We start from the raw sequence: 15,940 nt of genomic DNA, 5'->3' as shown, positions 1-15,940 counted from the left end.
GCACGACGCGCGCTGCATCTGCAGCCCGCCGCCGCGCGACAAGGCCAACCAGCAGTTCATCTGGAATGGCCTCGCGAGCGGGCTGTTCACGATCTTCTCGTCCGACCACGCACCGTTCAATATCCACGGCAGCGACGGCAAGCGCGTGGCGGGGGACGATGCCTCCTTCGACCGCATCCCGAACGGCATTCCGGGCGTCGAGACGCGGCTGCCGCTGCTGATGAGCGAAGGCGTGCTGAAGGGGCGCATCGACATCCACCGCTTCGTCGAACTCACGGCCACCAATCCGGCGCGGCTCTACGGCCTGTATCCGAAGAAGGGCACGATCGCGGTCGGCGGCGACGCCGACTTCGTGGTCTGGGACGTCTTCGACGAAGGCCATGAAAAGGTCATCGCCAGCGACATGCTCCACCATGCCGCCGACTACACGCCCTACGAGGGCATGAAGTTGCGCGCCTGGCCGGGCGTCACGGTGTCGAGGGGCCGGGTGGTCTGGCAGGACGGCGTGTTCTCGGCGGCGGCCGGCTCAGGCCATTTCCAGCCCTGTCTGCGGCCGCTCAAGCCCAACGCGGCGAGCCCGCTCGACAAATGGCTGTGAGCTTTTCGCATCCCGCCGCATCGGCCTGCTAAGCTTTTCCCCGTCCCTTCGTGGAAACCGTCCATCTCCGCATGCCAAGCCTTCCCAGCCCCGCGCAACCCGCCACCATCACCATCGCGCCGCTCGAGGTGCGCTCAGCCAGCCTGGCCGAGCAGGCCTACGCGAGCCTGCGCACGCTGATCCTCGACCGCAAGATCTCTCCCGGCAGTCCGCTGCAGGAGGGCCGGCTGGCGGACGACCTGCGGATCTCGCGCACGCCGATGCGCGAGGCGCTGGTGCGGCTGGCGGGCGAGGGCCTGCTGGTGCGGCGCGACGCGCGCTCTTACGCGGTGCGCGCGCTTGGCACCAAGGAGTACTTCGACTGCATGCGGGCCCGCGAGGTGATCGAGTGCGAGGCCATCGCGCAGGCCTGCGGCAAGATCACCGACGCCGAGATCGATGCGCTCGAAGCCGACCTCAAGACCCTCGACAGCGGCGAGCACGACGAGACCGAGCACTGGCATTTCGACGACCGCTTCCATCAGCTGATCTCGACCGCCAGCGGCAACGTGGTCTTCCCGCGGCTGGTCGAGGAACTGCGCGTCAATGCGCGGCTGTTCCGCCTGCACAGCCCACTGCACCGCCAGCGCGAGAACCACGACGAGCACGGCGAGATCATCCAGGCCCTGCGCGCGCGCGACCCCGAGCGCGCGCGGGCCGCGATGCGCGAGCATCTGCGCAGCCTCCAGGAAGACGTCAAGCGCGCCATCATCGAGTGAGGTCCGCGCCGAGCGGCGGCGCCACCTCCTCGAGCGGCCTGCGCTCCGCGTTCACCGCGTAGCGCAGGGCCATCAAGCCGGCGAAGATGACCAGCGCGGCGCCGATGGCGTAGCCGATGGCGACCGCGCCGCGGCTGCCGGTCTCGATCAGCGCGCCGAACAGCACCGGCGCCACGAAGCCGCCGGCGCCGGTGCCCACCGCGTAGAAGATCGAGATCGCGACCGCGCGCATCTCGAGAGGGAACACCTCGCTGACGGTGAGGTAGGCCGAGCTGGCCGCCGCCGAGGCCAGAAAGAACACCGCCGACCAGCAGAGCGCCTGGCTGCGGGCGTCGAGCCAGCCCTGCATGAAGGCCCAGCCGGTCAGCGCCAGGCCGACGCCTGACAGCACATAGGTGAGGGCGATCATGCGGCGCCGGCCCACGTGGTCGAACAGCGGGCCGAGCAACAGCGGCCCCAGCACGTTGCCGAGCGCGAACGGAAAGATGTAGAGCGCGACTCTTTCCGCGGGCACGCCGTGGAAGCGGGTCAGCACCAGCGCATAGGTGAAGAAGATCGCGTTGTAGAAGAAGGCCTGCGAGATCATCAAGGCCAGTGCCACCGCACTGCGCTGCGGGTAGCGCCGCAGCAGCACGTGGGCGACCTCGCGCCAGCCGGGGCGGGCCCGGGCTTCGAAGCTCAGGTGGCCGATCGGCGGCGCCAGCGCTCCGTGCTGTTCGCCCACCTGGGCTTCGATCTGCCGCACGATGCGCTCGGCTTCCTCGGTGCGGCCGTGCGAGATCAGCCAGCGCGGGCTCTCGGGCACGTTGCGCCGCACCAGCAGGATGGCCACCGCGAGCAGTGCGCCGAGCGCGAAGGCGGCGCGCCAGCCCCATACCGGGCCGAGCACTTGCGGGTCCAGCAGCCACAGGCTCAGCCCGGCGCCCAGTGCGGCGCCGACCCAGAAGCTGCCGTTGATCGCGAGGTTGACGCGGCCGCGCACCCGTGCCGGGATCAGTTCGTCGATGGCCGAGTTGATCGCCGCATATTCGCCGCCGATGCCGAGCCCGGTGGCGAAGCGGCACAGCGCGAAGAAGGCGAAGTTCGGCGAGAAGGCCGTGGCCAGCGTCGCCGCGGCGTAGACCGCCAGGGTAATCAGGAACAGCCTCTTGCGCCCCAGGCGGTCGGCCAGGCGGCCGAACACCAGTGCGCCGATCACGGCGCCGCCGACGTAGAGCGAGCCCGAGCCACCGACCTGGGCAGCGGTCAATCCCAGCGTATCGGGCCGTTCGAGCACGCCGCCGATCGAGCCGACCAGCGTCACCTCGAGGCCGTCGAGCACCCAGGCCACGCCCAGCGCAATCACCACGCGCCAGTGCCAGCGCGACCAGGGCAATCGGTCAAGTCGAGCCGGGATGTCTGTGCGGGTCATCGCCGCCCAGTCTAGGGAGCGCCGCGGGGCGCTCTCGTCGGACGAGCACCCGATCTGCGGCCTACATCGACCAGATCCGCGGTGGCTCGCTGGTCATGTTCCAGAGTTCGGCGCGCCAGGCCTTCCAGACCTGGCGCAGCAGCCGCATCGCCGGCTCAACCACCGGCGCCAGGGCGCGCAGCACGATGATCTCCACATGGGGGCTGGTGGCGCCGGCGCTCTCGTGCAGTTCGTGCGCCTCGATCAGCGAGCGGGCGGCGTCGAGCGCCGCATCGCGCCGCGCGCGCGCTATGGGCGAGCCGGCGACGAAGAAGATCGACGCCAGGCAGCGCTGGCCCGCAAGTCCGAGCGGGCTCTGCAGCAGCCGCCGGTCCTTGGCATCGATGCGCCCGCGCTCCAGCCAGACGCCTGGCACCTCGATGTGCTGCTGCAGCGTGCCGAGCTCGAAAGGCTTGCCGGCGTTCGGCAGGCCCAGCGCGGTGACGTCCCAGCCGATCAGCTCGGCACCTTCGTCGAGGCGCAGGGTCAGCCGGTTCTCGGCCCGGCAGCCACTGAAGCAGATCGCCTCGAGCGGCAGCCATTCGAGGCGGGCACCGGCCTCGACCCGCAGCTCGGTGCGCTGCAGCGCGAGCTCGCCGTCCGAGCGGTAGAAGCGCGAGGCGCCGGGCGTGGTGATGAGCCCATGGCTGCCGGAGGCCGCGCCCACGCGGATCTCCAGCGTGTCGCCGCCGACCAGTCCGCCCGGCGGATGCACCAGCACGTTGTGGCAGACCGAATCGCCCTCGGGGTAGAGGCTCTGCAGGATGCGCAGCGGGCCGTCGTGGCGGAAGCGCGCGACRCTGCGGCGATTTTCGGATCGATAGTCGAGGTCGAGTCTTGCGTGCCAGGGCATGCGGGAAGTGTAGGGACTCCGGCGCCTGCCGCTCAGGACTTCCAGGCGCCCACGTGCGCGGCGCCGGCTTCGTCGACCAGCGCCGGGCCGATGCACTCGATCGGATGCGACGAGGCGCGAAACACGTCGCGGCAGGACAGCTCGGCATCGCGCTGGTCGCCGCGCTCGCCGCGGAACACGCGCAGCCGTTGAGCATCGATGCCGAAGATCACGCGGCCGATGTTAGACCAGAAGATCGCGCCGGCGCACATCACGCAGGGCTCGCCCGAGGCGTAGATCGTGGCGCCCGCAAGCTCTTCGCGCGACAGCTTGCGCGTCCCGAGCATGCGGATCGCGTTGGTCTCGGCGTGGCCCGTGACATCGCCGGTCTCGGTGCTGTTGCAGTAGGCCTCGGCCAGCACCTCGCCCTCGGCCGAGACCACCACCGCGCCGAAGGGACGGTTGCCGCGCCGGCGTCCTGCGTGCGACCAGACGATGGCCTTGCGCAGGTAGCGGCCGTCGCGCTCGTCGAGTCCTTGTTCAGAGGGAAAGTTGTCGGATTCCAGTGAACTCATGCGTGGATGCTACGTTCTTTGCGCGCCGGCAGCATCGAGCTGTTGAAGATCGCGTCGGCCGACGGCCTGGTCTTGAGGCCGAACAGCTCGGCCACCTCGTCCACCTGCTGCTCGAGCAGCAGCTTGCGGATTTCGCCGAGGCCATGCCCGCGGGTGTCGTCGGCGCCGACGTATTGCGCGGTGATGGCCCATCGGTCGAGCTCGATCTTCGGGTCGAGGATCGGTTCGCGCTGGCGCATGGCCGCGATGCTGGGGGCCGGGTTGGCRAAGGTCTCGACGATCGCCCGGTTGGTCGCGCGCAGGAAGGCCGCCACCGCCTTGGGGTTCTGGGCGATCAGGTTGCTGCTGGCCAGGATCGCGTTGCCGTACAGATTGACGCCGGCATCCGAGTACTTGAGCACCGAGAGCTCGTCGGACTTCATGCGCGCGAACAGCGAGATCGCCGAGTCGTGGAAGTAGGTGGCGGCATCGACGTCGCCGCGCACCATCACGTTGTCGCGGGCGCTGAAGTCGGTGGTCTGCCACTGGAAGGCGTCGGCCTTCATGCCTTGCTTGCGCGCCACCATCGGCCAGGCGCGGCGAGTCGATTCGACCGCCGCAGCCGCGACCTTCTTGCCCTGCAGGCTCCTGAAGTCGGCGCTGATGCCGCRGTCCTTGCGGCCGATGATCACGAACGGTGCGCGGTTGTAGTACTGGTAGACCGCCTGCACCATCGGGGTGCCCGGGTTCTGCGCATTGAATTCGACCAGCGAACTGACGTCGCCGAGGCCCAGCTGGTAGACGCCGCTCGCGATGCGCGTAATGGAAGCCACCGAGCCGGCGCCGGTGTCGATCGTGACATCCAGCCCTTCGTCCTTGTAGTAGCCCTTGCTCTCGGCCAGGAAGAAGGGCGCGGTCTGGCCGTTGATGCGGAAGTCCAGCGTGAACTTGAGCGGCCTCGGCTTGCTTCCCTGCGCGAAGATGGCAGGAGCTGCGAGGGCGGCGGCGCAGGCGGCGCCCGTGGTGATGAAGTTGCGGCGTTGCATGAAATCGATCTCCGGAATTCGTGGGTCTTGAACACCGCGCCATGGGTCGGCGAGGCACTTCAAGAGCAATTTCCGGGCGGCGCACGAACGGGGTGCGTGCGCTGCTGAACGCTTCTACTCTTGCCTGCTGCCATGCAGGAGGCATGCCAGCCGCGGCAGGCCCGCAATTTGCATGAGATTCGGCGCAGAGTAGAAGCGTTCAGCTCTCGCGCACTGTCGCGGGGCGGGAAATTGCTCTTTCACGTGGGTCCCCACGCAACCGAAGGAGTCTTTTTTCATGCTCGTCACGCAGCAACCCGTTTTCCGCAAGTTCTGGCATGCCGTCATGCCCCTGGCCGATCTCCAGCAAGGCCCGAAGCCCTTCACGCTGCTCGGCGAGAACATCGTCCTGTTCCTCGATGCCGAAGGCCAGCCCGCCGCCTTGCGCGACCGCTGCTGCCACCGCACCGCCAAGCTCTCGAAGGGCTGGTGCGTTGACGGCGAAGGCAAGGCCTGCCGGCAGGGCGCGATCCAGTGCGGCTACCACGGCTGGACCTACGACCGCAGCGGCCAGGTGATCCGCATCCCGCAGTACGAGCCGGACCGCAAGATCTCGCCCGAGTACAAGACCACGGCCTTCCACTGCAGCGCGCGCTACGGCTACGCATGGGTGGCGCTCGAGGAGCCGGTCGCGGAGATTCCCGAGATTCCGGAGTTCGGCGCCGAGGGCTGGCGCACCATCCATCAGTTCTACGAGGCGTGGCAGACCAGCCCGATGCGCGCGCTCGAGAACTCCTTCGACAACTCGCATTTCAGCTTCGTTCACCGCGCGACCTTCGGTGTCGCCGCGAGCCCGAAGCCGAGCAAGTACGAATTGGTCGAGAACGATGGCGGCTTCTACGCCGAGACCGTGATCGAGGCCGTCAACCCGGCCCGGTTCCACGCCATCAGCGGCGTGACCGACCCGATCACCACGCGCCACATGCGCAATGCCTACTTCCTGCCGTTTTCGCGCCGGCTCGACATCGAGTACCCCTCGGGCATCCGCCACATCATCATCAACTGCTTCACGCCGATCGATGACGGCCGCATGCAGCTGTGCCAATGGCTGTTCCGCAATGACACCGAGGCCGACTGCGCGGCGCAGATGCTGATCGACTTCGACGAGGAGATCACGCGCGAGGACAAGGACATCCTCGAATCGACCGACCCCGATGCGCTGGTCGACACGCGCCGGCGCGGCGTCGAGTATTCGATGGAGTCGGACCGGCCCGGCATGCTGATCCGCAAGCACCTGATGCAATTGCTCGCGAAGCATCGCGAATCGGAAGTACATCGCATGCAGACCGTGCCGCACGCGCAGGCTGCCTGAAGCATTCGGGCGCTACCATTGCGTCCGATCATCAGGAGACTTTCATGAGCATCACAGTCCGCCGCGACGGCATCGCCAGCACCCGGCACATCGTCAAGATCCGCGCGCACGAGTTTCCGGTCGATGCATCGCCGGATCTCGGCGGCAAGGATGAGGGGCCCTTGCCGCATGATCTCTACGATGCATCGCTCGGCGCCTGCAAGGCGCTCACCGTGCTGGTCTACGCGCAGCGCAAAGGCATTCCGGTGGAAGAGATCGAAGTGATCGTCGACCGCGACGACAGCGAGGAACGCAAGGGCACCTATCGGCTGGGCACGTCGCTGCGCGTCACAGGCAACCTGACCGAAGCGCAGCGCGAAGATCTCCTTCGCGTGGCGAGCAAGTGCCCGGTGCACCGGCTGATGACCGAGGTCAAGACGGAGATCGAGACCCGCCTGGTCTGAGCGGCGCGGCCGGTCAGCCGACCACCACTTCGCTGATCTGCATCACCGGCTTGATGTCGGTGTAGTTCGAGATGTCGGCCATGATCTCCTTCGCATGCGGACCGAAGGCGGCCTGGAAGGATTCCACCGAGTCGGCGAAGACATGGCACATGCCCACGTAGGGCGCGGCCTCCTCAGGGGCGCCGCCAGCGAGGCCCTTGTCGATGGTGTAGGACTTGCAGGCGTCGCCCATGCGGCTCTTGAGCAGCGGCATGTGCTTGTCGCGGTAGTAGGCGTGGTCGAAACGCGCGCCGGGGGTGTTGGGGTACATCACGCTGACCTTGATCATGCTCGTCTCCTTGGAAGAACCGGCAAGGATAGGCGAATTTTGCCCCCCACGCTCCCCCACTGCGTGTGGGTCGCTGCCCCCGAGGGGGCCGCGGGCCGCCTTGGGGCGGCCCGGCGTCGGCCCGGTTCACTCCCCCTGCGAACCCCGGTGCGCCCACCCCGTGGTGTGCTTCTCGACCGCGCTGAACAGCTCGTACATGCCCATCGCCATCGCGCCCACCACCATCAGGCCGGCGAAGGCCAGCCCCATCTGCATCGACGAGCCGGCCGAGATCAGCAGGTAGCCGATGCCCTCGTTGGCGGCGGTCATCTCCGACACCGTGGTGCCGACGAAGGCCAGCGTGATCGCCACCTTGAGCGAGGCGAAGAAGTAGGGCATCGAGCGTGGGAAGCCGATCTTCATGAGCACGTCCCAGCGCTTGGCGCCGAGCACCCGCAGCACGTCCTCGAGTTCGGGCTCCAGCGTCGCCAGTCCGGTCGCGATGTTGACCATGATCGGGAAGAAGCTGATAAGGAAGGCCGTGAGGATCGCCGGCCCGACGCCGATGCCGAACCAGACCACCAGGATCGGCACGAAGGCCGCCTTCGGCAGCGCATTGAAGGCGGTCATCAGCGGGTACATCGCCGCATAGGCGAGCCGCGAGCTGCCTATCACGAAGCCGAGCAGCACGCCGACCACGATCGCCAGGCCGAAGCCCGCCATCGTGACCCAGAAGGTGCGCCAGGCGTGGCCCGCGATGATTTCCTTGAACTCCCAGAACTGAGTCCAGATGCGCCAGGGGCTCGGGAAGATGAACTCCGAGACGCCGAAGCCCGAGCAGATGATCTGCCACAGCACGATGACCGCGACCAGCAGCAGCCAGGGCGACCAGCGTTCGATTTGCTTGTTGTTCTTCATGGATGGCTTACTGCGGGATCGCAGCCGGCGCCTTCGCGGCATCGGCGATCGCATTGCTGCGGATGGCGCCGATATGGCCGCGCAGCTCGAGCACGATGTCGGTGAATTCCTTGGTGTAGGTCAGCTCGAGCTCGCGCGGGCGCGGCAGTTCGATCTCGCGCTTGACGACGAAGCGGCCCGGGCTCTTGCTCATCACGTAGACCGTGTCGGCCAGAAATACCGACTCGCGCAGGTCGTGCGTGACCAGGATCACGTTGAACTGCTGCTCGGTCCAGAGGTCGCGCAGGATGCACCAGAGCTCCTCGCGCGTGAAGGCGTCGAGCGCGCCGAACGGCTCGTCGAGCAGCAGCATCTTGGGCTCGTGGATCAGTGCCCGGCAGATGCTGGCCCGCTGCTGCATGCCGCCCGACAGTTGCCACGGGAACTTGTCCTCGTAGCCGCCGAGGCCGACCTTCTGCAGCAGCTTGCGGGCCCGCTCGACGTACTCGCGGCGCCTGGCCTTGAAGGTCGAGCGGTAGGGCTCGACGATCTCCAGCGGCAGCAGCACGTTGTCGACCGTGGTGCGCCACGGCAGCAGCGAGGGCGCCTGGAAGGCCATGCCCGAGATTTTCAGCGGCCCGGTCACAGGCTCGCCGTCGATCCGGATCTTGCCCATCGAGGGCATCCGCAGGCCCGTGGAGAGCTTCATGAAGGTCGACTTGCCGCAGCMCGAAGGCCCGACGATGGCGATGAACTCGCCGCGCTTGACCTTCAGGTCGATCGCCTCGACCGCGAAGTGGTTGGCGCGCAGCAGTTCCTCGTTGTAGGCGAGCCAGACGTCCTGGAAATCGACGAAGGACGCGTTGTCGGTCTCCGCCATTACTTGCGGAGGATGTTCAGTTCGGCCGCGGGCGGTAGCAGCGAACCGTTCCACACCGCATCCGGATTGACGCGCGTCTTGGTCCCGAAGGCATCCGACACCTGCGAGGCCATCAGCGACAGCCGGCCGGCGTTGACCTGGCCGAAGCCCTCGGCACGGGCATCGGGCGTGTTGACCACGGTGTCGATCGCGAGCTTGAGGCGGCGCGTCTCGAGTTCGCTGTTGACGATGCCGTCGCGGGCCTTGATCGACTCGATCGCGACCGCCGGATTGGCGATCACTTCCTTGGCGCCCTTGGTGAAGGCCGCAAGGAAGGCCTTGACCGCCGCCGGGTTCTCTTTGATCAGCTTGGGCGAGGCGATGATCGCGTTGCCATACAGCTTCACGCCATATTCGGGGTAGGGCAGGATCACGATGTCGGCCGCCTTGGCGCCGCGCGACTCCAGGTTCAGCAGCGAGGTGAAAGTGAAGCCCGTGATGGCGTCGATGTCGCCGCGCAGCAGCATCGTTTCGCGCAGGGTCGGGTCCATCGCGGTCCAGTTGACTGCGCCGATGTTGTTGGCCTTGGCGAAGATCGGGAAGGCGCGGCGGCCGGCGTCGAACACCGGCGCGCCGAGTTTCTTGCCGCTCAGGTCGGTGGGCTTGGCGATGCCGCTCTTCTTGAGCGCCATGACCGACGCCGGCGTGTTGTTGTAGACCATCATGACCGCGACCGGCTTGTTCGGACTGTCGGGGTTGTTGGCGTGGAACTCCATCAGCGCCGCCAGGTCGGCGAAGCCCATGTCATAGGCGCCCGAGGCCACGCGCGTGACCGCGCCGCCTGAGCCGTTGCCGGCGTCGACCGTGACGTCGAGGCCGTTGGCCTTGAAGTAGCCTTTGGCGGCCGGGTGCGTGAAGAAGGCCCCGGGTCCCTCGAAGCGCCAGTCCAGCTGGAACTTGATCGGCGTCGTCTGCGCATGCGCAGTGCCCAGCCCGAAGCTGAGCGCGGAGGCGGCGAGGAAGGTCTGGAGCAGGTGGCGCTTGTTCATTCAGGTGAGTTCCGTGATGGGGGAGGGATGCACGAGGATTCAAGCAAAAACGGTGCCGGCACGCACTTGGTGCGAACCCTTCAGGTCGACCCAAGCGAGTGCATGCGGTAACTGTGAGTTTCCGATGCGCAGTGAGACGAACAGACGAACGCCCCGCCGCGTGCACCACGGCGGGGCGTCCAACGTGGTGCGCGGCGGGCGCGGCCTAGCGCGGCGAATTCGCGTCGGCCACCGCCAGCGCGGTCATGTTGACCACCCGGCGCACGGTTGAGGAGGCCGTCAGGATGTGGGCCGAGCCCTGTGCGCCCATCAGGATCGGGCCGACCGTGACGCCGTTGCCGCCGGTCATCTTCAGCACGTTGAAGAGGATGTTGGCGGCATCGAGGTTCGGGCAGATCAGCAGGTTGGCCTCACCGGTGAGCGAGGTTTCGGGCAGCGCCTTGAGGCGCACGTCCTCCGACAGCGCGGCGTCGCCGTGCATCTCGCCATCGCATTCGACGTCGGGCGCCATCTTGGCGAACAGGTCGCGCGCCAGGTGCATCTTGCGCGCCGAGGCGCGCTCCGACGAGCCGAAGTTGGAGTGCGACAGGAAGGCGACCTTGGGCGGCAGGCCGAAGCGTCGCACCTCGTCGGCCGCCATCATCGCGATGTTGGCCAGGGTCTCGGCGCTCGGGTCTTCGTGGACGTTGGTGTCGGCGATGAACAGCGTGTATTTTTCGAGCGTCAGCGCGTTGAGCGTGGCGAAGCCCGGCGCGCCGCGCTTCAGGCCCAGCACCTGGTTCAGGATCTTCAGGTGGCTGTCGAAGCGGCCGACTAGGCCGCACAGCATCGCATCGGCGTCGCCGAGGTGCAGCATCAGCGAGGCGATGGTGGTGTTGGAGCGCCGCACCATTGCCTTCGAGGCCTCGGGCGTGATGCCGCGCCGGCCCATGATCTGGTGGTAGGCTTCCCAGTAGGTGCGGAAGCGCGGATCGTCCTCGGGGTCGACGCATTCGACGTCCTTGCCGAGGCTGATGTGCAGTCCGGCCTTCTTGATGCGGGCCTCGATCACGGCCGGGCGTCCGACCAGGATCGGCTTGGCCAGGCCTTCGTCGACCGCCAGCTGGGCGGCGCGCAGCACGCGGTCATCCTCGCCTTCGGCGTAGGCGACGCGCTTGGCGGTGGCCAGCTTGGCGGCGCTGAACACCGGCCGCATGAACATGCCGGTCTGGTAGACGAAGCGGGTCAGATGCTGGCGATAGGTGTCGAGGTCCTCGATCGGCCGGGTCGCCACGCCCGAGTTCTGCGCGGCCTTGGCGACCGCGGGCGCGATGCGCAGGATCAGCCGCGAGTCGAAGGGCTTCGGAATGATGTAATCGGGCCCGAAGGCCAGTTCCTGGCCGGCGTAGGCGGTGGCGACCTCTTCGCTGATGTCGGCCTTGGTGAGGCTGGCGATCTCGTGCACGCAGGCCAGCTTCATTTCTTCCGTGATCTTGCTCGCGCCGCAGTCGAGCGCGCCGCGGAAGATGTAGGGGAAGCACAGCACGTTGTTGACCTGGTTCGGATAGTCCGAACGGCCGGTGGCGATGATGCAGTCGGGGCGCACGGCCTTCGCCAGTTCGGGCCGGATCTCGGGCTCGGGGTTGGCCAGCGCCAGGATGATCGGCTGGCTGCCCATGCTCTTGACCATGTCCTGCGTGACCACGCCGGGCGCCGAGCAGCCGAGGAAGACGTCGGCATTCTTCATGACGTCGGCGAGCGTGCGGTCGCCGCTGTCCTTCTGGGCGTAGCGGGTCTTGGAATCGTCGAAGCCGCCGGGCCGGCCGATGTAGATCAGGCCCTTGGAGTCGACCGCGTAGATGTTGGCCCGCTTGGCGCCCAGCCCGACCATGACGTCGAGGCAGGCGATCGCCGCGGCACCGGCGCCCGAGACCGCGATCTTGACCTCCTCGATCTTCTTGCCGACCAGTTCCAGGCCGTTGATCAGTGCGGCGGCCGAGATGATCGCGGTGCCGTGCTGGTCATCGTGGAACACCGGTATGTTCATGCGCTCGCGCAGCTTCTTCTCGATGTAGAAGCACTCGGGCGCCTTGATGTCCTCGAGGTTGATGCCGCCCAGCGTGGGCTCGAGCGCGGCGATAATGTCGACCAGCTTGTCGGGGTCGTTCTCGGCCAATTCGATGTCGAAGACGTCGATGCCGGCGAACTTCTTGAACAGGCAGCCCTTGCCTTCCATCACCGGTTTGCTGGCCAGCGGCCCGATGTTGCCCAGGCCCAGCACCGCGGTGCCGTTGGTGACCACGCCGACCAGGTTGCCGCGCGAGGTGTACTCGGCCGCGAGCGTGGGGTCGGCCTCGATGTCGAGGCAGGGATAGGCAACGCCGGGCGAGTACGCCAGCGACAGGTCGCGCTGGTTCAGCAGCGGTTTGGTCGGCGAGATCGAGATCTTGCCCTTGACGGGCGATCGGTGGTATTCCCGTGCGGCATCGCGCAATGCTTCTTCGGCGGGTGAAAGGGTGTTGGCCATTCTTGTCTCCTTGCTGTCTTGGCTCAGGCTAGAGGCTACCCCAAAGTGGCCTGGGCAGGGGCCAGGGCCTCGCCCACCCGTTCGGCCGACCCGAAGGCCAGCGTGAACCCGAGCGCACCGTGCCCGGTATTGAAGATCATGTTGGAGGGCGCCCCTTCGAGCCGGCCGACGATCGGCACGCCGGTCGGCGTCGCCGGGCGCATGCCGGTCCAGGGTTGTAGCGCCTCGAGCCGGCCGGCCTGCGGAAACAGCGCGCGCGTGGCCTCGGCCAAGGCCTCGACGCGGCCCGCGGGGATGCTGGCGTCATGCCCGACTAGCTCGGCCATGCCGGCGACGCGCAGGCGCGATCCGATGCGCGCGAACACCACCTTGCGGGCGCTGTCGGTCACGCTCACCCGGGGCGCTGCGCCGGCGGCCGGATCGACCTCGACCGTGATGCTGTAGCCCTTGAGCGGGTAGACCGGCAGGTAGGCGCCGAGCTGGCGACCCAGCCGGTGCGAGGCGGTCCCCAGTGCCATCACGAAGGCATCGGCCTCGATGTCGCCGGCGCCAGTGCGGACCGCGGCCACCCGCCCGCCGCGGACGTCGAAGTCTTGGATCTCGGTGTCGAGCTCGAAGCGAACGCCGCGAGCGCTCAGCTCCCGCACCAGCTCGGTACAGACCTTGAGGCAGTCGGCCGCGCATTCGCTCGGCGTGTGGATCGCGCCCGCGATCTGCGGGCGATAGCCCGCCAGCGCGGGCTCGATGGCGATGCACTCGTCGGCCGTGACCAGGCGCTGCCGGCTGCCCATGGCGCGCTGCAGTTCCAGCTGCCGCTGGGCGCCCGCCAGCGACGCCGCGCCGGGGTAGAGCACCAGCTTGCCGGTGGCCGAGAAATCGCAATCGGGCGCGACGTCGGCGCGCATGACCTCGAAGGCCGCGCGGCTCTGCGCCGCCAGCGCCAGCAGGCGGGCGGTGCTCTCGTGCGAGGTGCGGGCATTGCAGGCCTTCAGGAAGGCCAGGGCCCAGCGCCACTGCAGCGGGTCGAGTTGCGGACGCAGCTTGAGCGGCGATGAAGGCGAGAGCAGCAGCTTGGGCAGTTGCTTCCAGATCGACGGGTCGGCCAGCGGCTGCACATAGGAGTAGCTCAGCTGCGCGCCATTGCCGCCGCTGGCCCCGCCGCCGGGCGTGGCGCGGTCGATCACGCTGACCTGGAAACCCTGGCGGTTCAATTGCCAGGCGGTGGCCAAGCCGACGATGCCGGCCCCCAGCACGCAGACGTGCATGACGCTTTCCTCTCGCAGTTCCTTGGAGGGATCGACTCTAGGCCCGTGGCGCCGTGCCGGGAAATGCCAAAAGCGCCGCAGCCCATAGCCAAAGCGCATGGCATGGCTGCCCCATAACTTTTGGTCATGGGCGACGGCGCAAAAGGAATTGTGATCGGCAGCCGATTGATTCCTACACTCGCTGACCTTCAACCAGCCGAAAGCGCTCGCATGAAATTCTCCGCATCGATGGCAGCGGTTCTGCTCGCCGCCGCCACCACGGGTGCCCAAGCCGCCGACACCCTGGCCAAGATCGCCGAGACCGGCAAGATCACGCTGGCCTACCGCGAGTCTTCCGTGCCTTTCAGCTACCTCGACGGTCCGAACAAGCCGATCGGCTTCTCGGTCGAACTGTCCAATGCGGTGGCCGATGCAGTCAAGAAGAAGCTCAACAAGCCCAACCTCGAAGTGGCGCTGATGCCGGTGACCTCGCAGAACCGGATCCCGCTGATCGCCAACGGCACCATCGACCTGGAATGCGGCTCGACCACCAACAACACGGCCCGCGCCAAGGACGTCAGCTTCGCGGTCAACCACTTCTACACCGGCACCCGGCTGCTGGTGAAGAAGTCCTCGAAGATCAAGAACTACGCGGACCTAGCGAAGAAGACCGTGGCCAGCACCACCGGCACCACCAACGCGCTGGTCATGCGCAAGTACAACGCCGAGAAGAACCTCGACATGGACCTGGTGCTCGGCAAGGACCACGCCGATGCCTTCCTGCTGGTCGAGGGCGACCGCGCGGTGGCCTTCGCGATGGACGACATCCTGCTGTTCGGCCTGATCGCCAATGCCAAGAACCCGGCCGACTTCGAGGTCGTCGGCGACGCGCTGCAGGTCGAGCCCTACGCCTGCATGCTGGCCAAGGACGACCCGGCCTTCAAGAAGCTGGTGGACGACACCTTCATCGGCCTCATGAAGAGCGGCGAATTCGAGAAGATGTACACAAAGTGGTTCCTGCAGCCGATTCCGCCCCGCGGCGTGCCGCTGAACCTGCCGATGAGCCCGCAGTTGCGCGAGAACATCCAGGCGCCGAACGACAAGCCGGCGACCTGAACGCGAAGGGCGGCAACCCATGCGCACGCCGCAGACCGTCGGCATCCTCGGCGGCATGGGCCCGGCAGCGGGGGCCGATTTCGTGCGCCTGTTCGTCGAGGCCTGCGCGCTGCTGCTGCGAGCCCGTGGCCAGGCGGTGGCGGACCAGGCCTTTCCCGAGCACTGGCTGGCCCAGGTGCCGGTGCCCGACCGCAGCGGCGCGCTCGAATCGGCGGCGCTGGGTGCGCACCAGCCGCTCGAGCCGATGCTGCAGGCACTGGGCCGGCTGGCCGCCCTGGGCAGCCGCGCGGTCGCGATCGCCTGCAACACCGCCCACGCCTGGCACGCGACGCTGCAGGAACGCTTTCCGCAGGTCGAGGTGCTGCACGTGGCGCGCGAAGTGTCGGCCAGCCTGGCGGCCCGAGGCGTGCGCCGCGCCGCGCTGATGGCCACCGAAGGCACCTACCGGGTCGGCCTCTATAAGCAGGCGATGGCGAGCGCCGGCATCGACTGCCACCTGCCGCTGGACGACGAGCGGCGGCTGCTCATGCGCGGCATCTACGACGGCGTCAAGGCCGGCGACCTGGCATTGGCCCGGTCCTGTTTCAGCCGGGTGGCGTTGCAGCTGGCGCAACGGCACGGGCCGGTCGCCATCGTCATGGGCTGCACCGAGATTCCGCTCGGGCTGCAGGGGGCGACAGAACTCCAGGGCCTGGACCTGGTGGATCCGGCGCGGGTGCTGGCGTTCGCGCTGGCGTCCCGTGCATACTTTGATTCAAGCGGCGTGGGGTCGCCATGCCGGCAGGGGCGCGGGCATCCCCCTTGACACGGTTGATAAGATCAAAGCTGCCCTGGCCTGGTTCCAAGCCAACGGAGTGGCCTGGCCGCTACCGTCAGCCGCGTTCCGCCGAAAGCCGTCCGATGGACGGCTTTTGTTTTGCCCTCTTGCGC

General features: G+C 67.6%; 16 protein-coding genes. 6 read left to right on the top strand and 10 right to left on the bottom strand.

Going from position 1 to position 15,940, the window contains the following annotated elements; genetic code table 11:
- On the top strand, positions 1-598 hold a 598-nt coding region (locus AC1DY5_RS15840), incomplete at its 5' end, for an amidohydrolase family protein (protein WP_478112784.1).
- 71 nt (positions 599-669) lie between these two features.
- On the top strand, positions 670-1,356 hold the full coding sequence (locus AC1DY5_RS15835) for a GntR family transcriptional regulator (protein ID WP_478112782.1): 687 nt from the start codon (positions 670-672) through the stop codon (positions 1,354-1,356).
- Here AC1DY5_RS15835 and AC1DY5_RS15830 read toward each other — a convergent pair.
- The 4 genes from AC1DY5_RS15830 to AC1DY5_RS15815 all read right to left on the bottom strand — a co-directional run bounded on the left by AC1DY5_RS15830 (position 1,346) and on the right by AC1DY5_RS15815 (position 5,238).
- Complete coding sequence (locus AC1DY5_RS15830) at positions 1,346-2,767, bottom strand: MFS transporter (RefSeq protein WP_478112780.1); 1,422 nt, start codon at positions 2,765-2,767, stop codon at positions 1,346-1,348. The two genes, AC1DY5_RS15835 and AC1DY5_RS15830, sit on opposite strands and share 11 nt — an antisense overlap.
- Positions 2,768-2,828: 61 nt before the next feature.
- A complete protein-coding gene (locus AC1DY5_RS15825) occupies positions 2,829-3,659 on the bottom strand; it encodes an urease accessory protein UreD (RefSeq protein ID WP_478112778.1) in 831 nt (276 codons plus the stop codon).
- Positions 3,660-3,691: 32 nt separating this feature from the next.
- A complete protein-coding gene (locus tag AC1DY5_RS15820; RefSeq protein ID WP_478112776.1) occupies positions 3,692-4,213 on the bottom strand; it encodes a nucleoside deaminase in 522 nt (173 codons plus the stop codon).
- The gene (locus AC1DY5_RS15815; RefSeq protein ID WP_478112774.1) at positions 4,210-5,238 is read right to left on the bottom strand and encodes an ABC transporter substrate-binding protein; all 1,029 of its coding nucleotides are present in this window, start codon (positions 5,236-5,238) and stop codon (positions 4,210-4,212) included. The genes AC1DY5_RS15820 and AC1DY5_RS15815 overlap by 4 nt, the downstream gene beginning before the upstream one ends.
- A gap of 277 nt (positions 5,239-5,515) precedes the next feature.
- On the opposite strand from AC1DY5_RS15815, the gene AC1DY5_RS15810 reads away from it, so the two are divergent.
- Both AC1DY5_RS15810 and AC1DY5_RS15805 read left to right on the top strand, forming a co-directional pair.
- Complete coding sequence (locus tag AC1DY5_RS15810) at positions 5,516-6,589, top strand: aromatic ring-hydroxylating dioxygenase subunit alpha (RefSeq protein ID WP_478112772.1); 1,074 nt, start codon at positions 5,516-5,518, stop codon at positions 6,587-6,589.
- 44 nt (positions 6,590-6,633) lie between these two features.
- Positions 6,634-7,032: an OsmC family protein gene (locus AC1DY5_RS15805; RefSeq protein WP_478112770.1), complete on the top strand. Its 399-nt coding sequence runs from the start codon at positions 6,634-6,636 to the stop codon at positions 7,030-7,032.
- 13 nt (positions 7,033-7,045) lie between these two features.
- On the opposite strand, the gene AC1DY5_RS15800 is transcribed toward AC1DY5_RS15805, so the two are convergent.
- The 6 genes from AC1DY5_RS15800 to AC1DY5_RS15775 all read right to left on the bottom strand — a co-directional run bounded on the left by AC1DY5_RS15800 (position 7,046) and on the right by AC1DY5_RS15775 (position 13,915).
- Positions 7,046-7,360, bottom strand: a complete 315-nt coding sequence (locus AC1DY5_RS15800) for an EthD family reductase (protein ID WP_478112768.1) — start codon at positions 7,358-7,360, stop codon at positions 7,046-7,048.
- Between the two features lie 126 nt (positions 7,361-7,486).
- Positions 7,487-8,257: an ABC transporter permease gene (locus tag AC1DY5_RS15795; RefSeq protein ID WP_286369269.1), complete on the bottom strand. Its 771-nt coding sequence runs from the start codon at positions 8,255-8,257 to the stop codon at positions 7,487-7,489.
- 7 nt (positions 8,258-8,264) lie between these two features.
- The gene (locus AC1DY5_RS15790; protein ID WP_478112765.1) at positions 8,265-9,116 is read right to left on the bottom strand and encodes an ABC transporter ATP-binding protein; all 852 of its coding nucleotides are present in this window, start codon (positions 9,114-9,116) and stop codon (positions 8,265-8,267) included.
- Positions 9,116-10,144, bottom strand: coding sequence for an ABC transporter substrate-binding protein (locus tag AC1DY5_RS15785; RefSeq protein WP_478112763.1), 1,029 nt, complete (start codon positions 10,142-10,144; stop codon positions 9,116-9,118). The genes AC1DY5_RS15790 and AC1DY5_RS15785 overlap by 1 nt, the downstream gene beginning before the upstream one ends.
- 205 nt (positions 10,145-10,349) lie before the next feature.
- Positions 10,350-12,650 carry an NADP-dependent malic enzyme gene (locus AC1DY5_RS15780; protein ID WP_478112761.1) on the bottom strand — a complete coding sequence of 767 codons (2,301 nt, stop codon included), beginning with the start codon at positions 12,648-12,650 and terminating at the stop codon, positions 10,350-10,352.
- Between the two features lie 35 nt (positions 12,651-12,685).
- Positions 12,686-13,915: a D-amino acid dehydrogenase gene (locus AC1DY5_RS15775; protein ID WP_478112759.1), complete on the bottom strand. Its 1,230-nt coding sequence runs from the start codon at positions 13,913-13,915 to the stop codon at positions 12,686-12,688.
- 210 nt (positions 13,916-14,125) lie between these two features.
- On the opposite strand from AC1DY5_RS15775, the gene AC1DY5_RS15770 reads away from it, so the two are divergent.
- Entirely contained in the window at positions 14,126-15,010 is an 885-nt protein-coding gene (locus AC1DY5_RS15770) for a transporter substrate-binding domain-containing protein (protein WP_478112757.1), read from the top strand.
- A 19-nt stretch (positions 15,011-15,029) separates the two neighbouring features.
- Positions 15,030-15,815: an aspartate/glutamate racemase family protein gene (locus AC1DY5_RS15765; protein WP_478112755.1), complete on the top strand. Its 786-nt coding sequence runs from the start codon at positions 15,030-15,032 to the stop codon at positions 15,813-15,815.
- The last annotated feature ends 125 nt before the right edge of the window (positions 15,816-15,940 follow it).

It is taken from the genome of Variovorax sp. P4_D9 (genome assembly GCF_056401695.1).
This window is presented reverse-complemented; position numbering and strand designations above follow the sequence as displayed.